This is a genomic window from Microcoleus sp. Pol17C6 (assembly GCF_036701145.1).
Classification (GTDB): Bacteria; Cyanobacteriota; Cyanobacteriia; order Cyanobacteriales; family Microcoleaceae; genus Microcoleus.
Map to the genome: position 1 here is coordinate 1 of NZ_JAUBQH010000111.1, position 7,477 is coordinate 7,477.

Below are 7,477 nucleotides of genomic sequence, written 5' to 3' on the forward strand. Positions count from 1 at the left end.
GGGGGGGTGAAACCCGGTACGTATGTAAAGAAAAAATATATATCTTAAGATGTAGGAAAGCTATACCTACAGAAAGATGTAGATATTTCTGAGCTACCAAACTTTATTAATATTTTCCTTGATTGTATGATTGAATCAGTTAGAAGGGCTAGGCGTGGGGGAAAGCGGTTAGGGGCTGGTCGTCCTCCCCAATGGAGTACACGCAGCGGTTTTAAGACTATTAGAGTTCCGATTTCTTTGGCAGATGAGGTGATGGAAGTTGCCCGCTACCTTGACGGACAGCAGTCCTTTCGAGTTCTACAATCTTTTGAGGATGAAGACTCGCCAGACTGGGATTGCCCCAAAGCGATGCAATTTAACTATCTGCACTATTGCGCGGAAGTCCTGGGGGTTAAAAATAAGCAATTGCAGTCGGAGGTTGAGAGCCTCAAAGCTCAATTAAAATCCTTCCGCAAACAAAGACTCAAAGTGCTTTGAACGCTATAAGCTAAAAAGTATGGATCTACTTTCTTGCATCAAATCTGTTGAGGACGAGTTCTCCCTTATTTCGGAGATGGGACTCCCTTGCATATTTGAGGGGCAACAGATTAGACGAGACTGGAAAAAACACAGGACTTTTTGGACTATAGTCATTCATAAACTGGGGCGCGCCATTAAGAATGACATCAAAACAATGCTTCGTGTTTTTGTTGGAACCCACTTTTTTGAGCTGTTAGTTGAGATTTTCTTCTGGGTCATAGACGCGCCTACAACTCCTGACACTGACCTTTGCAAGATTGAGTCGAATCGTGACCCCCCGCTGGTCTTTATTCCTCTTCCAAAGATTGAATCGAATGGTTGCGCTCGCAGTGACCTTCCTATCCGTTCGCTTATTTTTAGTGAGCGAATTCCAATGTAAGCTCTAAATTGTTCACAAACTCAAGTAGTCACCAAAAAACCGCTGCAAACAATTGGAACCTGTAATCAGCGGTCTTTGGTGGTCAAGCTCGTTTACGGCGAGCCAACATCATGAATACATCATACCTTATTGAGGGTATAGATTTAAGCTTTCAGGACTGCGTAGTCAAGTCTGGCATCAATCCTAAAATCTATACTCTAAACTTTGAACCTGTTAGCGGTCGAGCCATCTACGACCTGCTTTATCGCGACACTGACCCCACAACTAACAGCTGCAGTGGCAGCGCTCAAGCCAAAAGAAATTATGCAAAGTGCGAGGGTGCGAGTGGTTGGATATCTAATGGCCGCTTCCGGCAACTGACTGGGGAACCGATCGCATTTGACAAAAAAGGACGCTCCCGTAGATACTATCAGCCCCAAGGCAAGCCCCTAAAAGTCTTTTGTCCGCTTGTGACTGTCGAAGTGTGGCGCTCGGTCGCGGCTAAAGCTGGGTTATCAATGCCCGATTTTCCAGTTGTCGGATTTAATGGGGAAGCGCTTGGATTTTGGGACTGGGTAATTGCCAGCGGTTGCCCGATCATAATCACTGAAGGTGAGAAGAAAGCAGCGGCGCTAATTTCTCGCGGTTATGCAGCAATCGGATTACCAGGAATTCACACAGGTTATAAAGTTACAGAACGCGGGGAAACAGTAAGAAAATCTGACGGGACAGAATACCAGCGAGCATCGGCGCGGGAACTGCATACAACACTTCAACCGCTTGACACAGCAGAACGTGAAATCACAATCGTCTTTGATTATCGCGCTGGGGATTACTCCAATAGTCAAGAGTTTCGCGCCGCTAGCACCCTAGCAAAATTGTTCAAAATAGCGATCGCAAAAATTGCAACTCTGCCCGGCCCTGCTAAAGGTGTTGATGATTTTTTGGTTGCTGGTGGTGATGTTGATGCTGTGTTGTTGGCTGCTGAGCCGTTCTCTAAAATACAAAACGAGCGTTTGTGGCGGATGCACCGTGGGTTCTCTCCCGATATCCTTACCCGTTCGCGATACTTTGACACCGATGCTCCCGCAAGCGGAAAAATCACAGCTATTAAGAGCGGTCTTGGCACTGGCAAAACTGAATATCTTAAAAATAAGGTAGCGGCAGACAAAACGGGCGTTCAAATTAATCTCACCTACCGCAACAGCTTAGGCTTGCAGCTTGCCGAAAAACTGAACAGTTACCACCTTGATGTTCACGGTGGCTACAAAATGTTTGCGAACCCTGACGCTCGCTTGACTCTGTGTGTAGATTCCCTCCTTAAAATTCCCTTAGAACGGCTTGAAGGCTGCACTCTGATAATTGACGAGTCTGCAAGTGTTATCAAGCACCTTTTAACTAGCAGAACGCTCTTTGACAAACGGCTTGACGTTCTAGAACGCTTTGAACTTGCTTGCCAAAAGGCAGATCGCATTATCCTCACAGATGGACATCAAGCTGACTGGGTTGTTAGTTACGTTTCCCGGCTCTCTGGCAAGGCTGCAACCAAGATTCAAAACTTATTCAACGGCGACACACCCCCAGTATTTTTTGTCGTCCCTGAAGCTGGTAAATCTTTGAAGAAATTTGATGAATGGTACACCCAGCAAATTCTTGCTGCTGTCTGTCCTGCCATAGCTACAGACTCCGTTGAAAAAGCTGAGGCAATGGCAGAACTTCTACAGGTTTCGCACGGTGAAGGCATCCTCCTCACAGCAAAAACTGTAACTGAGGCGTGGGCTAAAGAATTTTTGGCTGACCCTGATGCCTATATTCGCGAACAACAGCCCTCATGGCTGATTTATTCTCCTACGGCAGAATCTGGGGTAGATATTTCCATCCTGCACAAATTCTCAGATATGTTCTCTTGGTTTGTGGGAACGATCGGTGTAGACGAGTGCTTACAAATGAGCCGTCGCGTCCGCCATCCTGAGAGAATTACTGTTTTTGCTGCTGAGCGTGGCTTGGGGTCATCTAAAGACGGTGACGCAACCTACTACAAACAAATCAGTGCAGCCATTGAAGAGCGAGTAACTGCTGAAGCCTTGGCTCTGACCGATGAAGTGCTGAGCATAGCCACAAGAGAAGCGATCGCCCAACAAGTACAGTCGCCCCATCATGAGACTTACTGCAAAATCAAAGCTAAAGAAAACTTTGAGCGGCGTGATTTGCGGGGGTATCTCTTCAAAGCTTTTGAGGCTGGCGGTTATGCTCCGCAGTGGGTACAAGCTGGTAGCTCTGAGTCAAACGAACACTTTGAAGCCAAACAAGAATGTCGCGACAAAGCGGCTAAACAGATATTCGACGCTGATGATATCACTCTAAATGAAGCCCTAGAAATAGAACGCAGTTATTCCGCGTCCTGGGCAGAACGCTGTCAAGCCATAAAAGCTCGACTCAAGGCTCGGTTCCCAGGAATAGAACGCTTGGCTCTGTGGACGTGGGAGTTTGTTCGGCTCGTTCGTTTTGAAGACCGCACTTTATTAAACAAGCTCGAAGCTTCATATCTTTTTAAAAACCATGAGGATGCCGAATATTTACAGCGTCGCAAGTGGAAGCAACAGCTCCGCACTTTCCTGCCTGACATTTCCGATCGCTGGTTGAAGCTGCGGCTCTTAAAAAATCTGGGAATCGAAGGATTTCTCAATCCTGATACCTCCTGGACTGCTGACTCTCCCGAAGTGCGAAATTTTATCAAGCGCTGCAAGAAAAAAGCTGTTGCTAACGTGCTGGGCTATCCCGATAAAAAAGCTCCCATGCGTTACATTAACCGCTTGCTAGCCACTATCGGCGTCAAACTCATTGCCCAACAAATTCGAGAGGGTTCTGAGCGCGTCTGGTCTTACCGATATCAGCCAGAAGCTACCACCAAACTTACTTCAAAGGGTGCTCAGCGGATTTGCTCCCTCCCTGAAAATTGGGATATTTTGGCTGAGCTTACAGCCGTTCGCCTGGTCAAAAAAATGGAAGATTTGAAACAGGCTGAATTGCTTGAACAGCAAGGCTTTGAGGTTGTCACAGATGAAGCTATAAATAAACAAATACAGCAATCATCTGTGACAGTGGAACCTTTGCCAGAACAGGCAGAACCGCAGACAGAACCAATTGGCAGAACGGCATGGGTGCAGCGCTGGGGACAGTGGGTGCGAGGCTCATTCTTGGCCACCACAGATGGCGCTCAATATCGAATGCTTATCGAGCAATTCGGGCGATGGAGCGAGGTGTTGGCTTGGCCGCATCAAATCCGCTGGGCTAGTGAATAGATATTTATAAAACCAGTTATCAATACCTAACCTCACCCTGTAACCTCGTTGTAATGGTTTCAAGCTCTAGGCTGGGAAATACCCGTTTCCCCGCGTAAACCCCTAGCGGGATTTTTACGATTTCTGCTAGTAATTTATTTCGCAGTGCAAAAGTTTTATGCAGAAATCGGAAAAATATCCGCCATGCCGTCCGCAAGGACACCAAAAGTTCGTGTGTCACGCGCTTGACACTACTTGGCACTCCTGCTATAGTAAGTGAAACGCTTGACACAAGGGATTCGACTTTATGCCTAACCCTAAAGGACACGAAGATTCAATCAAACATTCTCGGTTTAAAGCTGCTTGGCAGAGTGGTCCAACTCGCACGATTCGAGTTCCGATCGCCTTGGCTGATGCTACTCTCGACTATGCCCGACAACTTGACCAAAACACTGAACCGCGTGACACAGCACTAAAAGCTAATAATCAACTTAGCAATTCCGTTGACGTTGGAGGTACTGAACCGCATGACACAGCTACTATTCGGGCTGAGTTAGAAGCAGAACTGGCAGAACTCGCCCAACTTAAGAAAGAGGTCAAGGAAGTAGCGGCAGAACTGCATCGTGAAGAAAACTGTATGAAGCTTGAGAAAATCCGCTGGCAGCGTGAATTGAGCGATGCGAGGGGCGAACTAGCAGATGCAAAGGCAACCATGCTCAAGCAAGCGGATAGGATTCGGGAACTAGAGCGCGGGTATAGCTTTAAACCTAATCCCGCAGAATCTCGACTGAGGCTAGAAATTGGCGAATTGCAAGAACAGCTCGCCGACCTAAAACAAAATTTAGCCGCTGCCAGCCAAGATTTACCAGAAGCGGCCGACCTACTCAACCAGTTAAAAGCTAAGCGCAAGAAATCAGCCGTCACGCTTGCCGATGTGGAGTTTCTTTTAGAACTGCTCGAAGGTTGAGGCGACAAAACTTTACAGCCATCCCTTGACAAGATGGCTCGAATACTGCGATCGTAAGTAATTAAGGAAGATTGACGCGCGACTGAGCGGTGCTAGCAACACCGAACAAGTCACGACTTCCCCAAACGTTGTTCAAGAACGCTTGGAGCCTAACCATAATGCCATATTCAGCCGATTGTCTTAAGGGGCGATCGCAATTATTCATGTTTGACGTGAGGTTCTGCTATGACTGAACCCATCGCCAGCTATCGCCGTATTGACCACCTGAAAGCTCACGCTTACAGCCTCGGATTAACTAACGATGAAGCCAAAAAATTTGGCAAACTCTCCAAAACTTCCACCTGGAAAGCTGTTTGCGAGGCTTACTGCGTTGACTGCCCAGGGCGTAAAAATGAGCACTTGGATTCATGTCAATGTATTGAGCGCATCCTTTGTCCTGTAGACAGTGAATCGCGTGACACAAGCGGATGGATTAATAATGGTTTATCCCCGGTGTGCAGATTCACTCCCCAAAATTCCATCAGTTTTCTAGATTGGGTTGACCTTGCTCAACTCGTCGCATTTGTACTCGCATCGGCGGGGGTCTTTGTGCTGGCTATGTCCATGTGGCGGCAGATTAACCCTCTGAACTTATTTCCTCCCATCCGCGTAAACATTCAAATCGGAGCAAAATAATGGGCATGATGACAAAACTCTTTGGCGGCGAAATCTCTGACGCCATCACGAGTAAATCTGAGAAACTGGCTGCTCCAACTGATGCGGGGGTAATTACACCGCTCAATCCCGGCAACTTTGCCAGCATCCGCACAGCAGCAATAATTGAGGCTCCGCGCTATTACACCAAAGAGGAAGCTGACGAGCGGAAGAAACTGGCAAAGGAAAAAGTTGAGGGCGCTCGTTACACGAAAAAATACCTCAAGGCTACGAGTCAGATTGAGGAAGCGGATGGCACAGTACATAAGGCTTATCGCAAGCATCAAAAAGTGGTTGCCAGCGTGGAACTGACCAAAAAACAAGCTGATGTGGGGTTGGCTAAACACCTGCTCGGCTTGGCTCCCGGATACGCCAAGCTAGGGGTAGGGCTTGAGAAAGCTGAGAATCGCGCCACCGAAAGGATTGAGGCTATCAAAGCTAAGTTACTCGGAGGGACTAAAGAATGATTCTGAAACTCCTTTCAAGAGATGCCCGATACTGGCACAACGGTTACTTTGTCCGAGTTTACCAGGATGCTGGCTGGGGCTGGCAAATTTTTCGAGACAATAAATTCATTTACCGCGACGGGCAATTTATCGCGCTAATAGATGGGGGGCATTGTCCTTCGGAGTTCGAGGCGCATGAATCAGCCCAAGATTACATCAACAACATCTTGAGGTATCGGGAATGATAAAAGCGATCGCTCTCGGCAACAACTTTCTGCTGACTGCAATCGCCTCCAGCTTCCTTTGCTGGTTGGCATCGCTGCATCCTTCCCTGCTCTTGTTTGTGCAAGCCCTCTTTGCCCTCAAACTCATTGTCAGTGCCGCTGCCTGGTTGCTCGACGATGCAATTATTGCAATCCTCAAAATAAACTTGCTGCAATTTAGGTTCAGATTGATTGCCAGTACAGTAGGTGCTTTAGTTGGCGTGGGGGTGATGTTATGTCGCTCCTGAGAGTTTCTGTATTGTCGGTTTCGGGACTTACCCTCTGGCTGGCTCCTCCGTTTATTTTCTCTCGCAAAATTCCTTTACACAACTTCATTCAAGGCATCGCCCTGGTGTCTGGTTTTGGTTGCTGTTTCGAGGCACGGCGCTCGGCTCTTAAATTAGCCAAGGCAGAAGAGTTTGAGGCAATGAAAGAGCGGGCTATTGATGCCGATGTAGCGGATGAGCTTAGCACTTCCATCTACATATCAGAGCAACAGCGGCGCAAGGAAGCTGAGGCAATTTTGGCAACTTCCGAGGAGGAAGTGGAAGCTAAACGGGAAGCGCTGGAAGCTATATATAGCAACGACTTCCAACCAGAAACTTCCGCTACCACTTCCGAGGCTGATGCTAGTGATTTACAACTGTGGTGGAAAGTGGAAGCTGCACAAGTCGAAGGGAAAACTGCGACCTGGATTATAGAAAATATCTTGGGTAAGAAGGGGCGTAAATTCTCTGAAGGTAAAAAGCAGCTTGAGGAATTAGTTAAAAAATTTAGTGAAGAAGGAGTATAAAGAACGTGGGCCAGGGGGGAGCAGCCGGGCTATGGCCCGCCCCCCCTGGCCACGCTGCCCGCTCGAAGAAAGTTCAACCGGGGGGGGTGAAACCCGGTACGTATGTAAAGAAAAAATATATATCTTAAGATGTAGGAAAGCTATACCTACAGAAAGA

General features: G+C 47.5%; 8 protein-coding genes. All 8 read left to right on the forward strand.

What is annotated here, in order from left to right; all coding sequences use genetic code 11:
* The first annotated feature begins 126 nt into the window (after window positions 1–126).
* Entirely contained in the window at window positions 127–477 is a 351-nt protein-coding gene (locus tag QUA25_RS28185; protein WP_333042957.1) for a hypothetical protein, read from the forward strand.
* A 531-nt stretch (window positions 478–1,008) separates the two neighbouring features.
* A complete protein-coding gene (locus tag QUA25_RS28190) occupies window positions 1,009–4,179 on the forward strand; it encodes a plasmid replication protein, CyRepA1 family (protein WP_333042959.1) in 3,171 nt (1,056 codons plus the stop codon).
* Window positions 4,180–4,465: 286 nt separating this feature from the next.
* Entirely contained in the window at window positions 4,466–5,125 is a 660-nt protein-coding gene (locus QUA25_RS28195; RefSeq protein ID WP_333042961.1) for a hypothetical protein, read from the forward strand.
* A 225-nt stretch (window positions 5,126–5,350) separates the two neighbouring features.
* Window positions 5,351–5,800, forward strand: coding sequence for a hypothetical protein (locus tag QUA25_RS28200; RefSeq protein WP_333042963.1), 450 nt, complete (start codon window positions 5,351–5,353; stop codon window positions 5,798–5,800).
* 5 nt (window positions 5,801–5,805) lie between these two features.
* Entirely contained in the window at window positions 5,806–6,285 is a 480-nt protein-coding gene (locus QUA25_RS28205) for a hypothetical protein (RefSeq protein WP_333042964.1), read from the forward strand.
* Window positions 6,282–6,509 (forward strand): hypothetical protein, encoded by a 228-nt coding sequence (locus QUA25_RS28210; RefSeq protein ID WP_333042965.1) that lies wholly within the window; start codon window positions 6,282–6,284, stop codon window positions 6,507–6,509. Before QUA25_RS28205 ends, QUA25_RS28210 begins: the two co-directional genes overlap by 4 nt.
* On the forward strand, window positions 6,506–6,775 hold the full coding sequence (locus QUA25_RS28215) for a hypothetical protein (RefSeq protein ID WP_333042966.1): 270 nt from the start codon (window positions 6,506–6,508) through the stop codon (window positions 6,773–6,775). The genes QUA25_RS28210 and QUA25_RS28215 overlap by 4 nt, the downstream gene beginning before the upstream one ends.
* Window positions 6,763–7,320 carry a hypothetical protein gene (locus QUA25_RS28220; protein ID WP_333042968.1) on the forward strand — a complete coding sequence of 186 codons (558 nt, stop codon included), beginning with the start codon at window positions 6,763–6,765 and terminating at the stop codon, window positions 7,318–7,320. Before QUA25_RS28215 ends, QUA25_RS28220 begins: the two co-directional genes overlap by 13 nt.
* Window positions 7,321–7,477 lie beyond the last annotated feature (157 nt).

What these genes read in the sequence shown, in the direction of transcription:
- QUA25_RS28185 (WP_333042957.1), top strand. Translation starts at nt 127, where the DNA reads ATGATTGAATCAGTTAGAAGGGCTAGGCGTGGGGGAAAGCGGTTAGGG.
- QUA25_RS28190 (WP_333042959.1), top strand. Translation starts at nt 1,009, where the DNA reads ATGAATACATCATACCTTATTGAGGGTATAGATTTAAGCTTTCAGGAC.
- QUA25_RS28195 (WP_333042961.1), top strand. Translation starts at nt 4,466, where the DNA reads ATGCCTAACCCTAAAGGACACGAAGATTCAATCAAACATTCTCGGTTT.
- QUA25_RS28200 (WP_333042963.1), top strand. Translation starts at nt 5,351, where the DNA reads ATGACTGAACCCATCGCCAGCTATCGCCGTATTGACCACCTGAAAGCT.
- QUA25_RS28205 (WP_333042964.1), top strand. Translation starts at nt 5,806, where the DNA reads ATGATGACAAAACTCTTTGGCGGCGAAATCTCTGACGCCATCACGAGT.
- QUA25_RS28210 (WP_333042965.1), top strand. Translation starts at nt 6,282, where the DNA reads ATGATTCTGAAACTCCTTTCAAGAGATGCCCGATACTGGCACAACGGT.
- QUA25_RS28215 (WP_333042966.1), top strand. Translation starts at nt 6,506, where the DNA reads ATGATAAAAGCGATCGCTCTCGGCAACAACTTTCTGCTGACTGCAATC.
- QUA25_RS28220 (WP_333042968.1), top strand. Translation starts at nt 6,763, where the DNA reads ATGTCGCTCCTGAGAGTTTCTGTATTGTCGGTTTCGGGACTTACCCTC.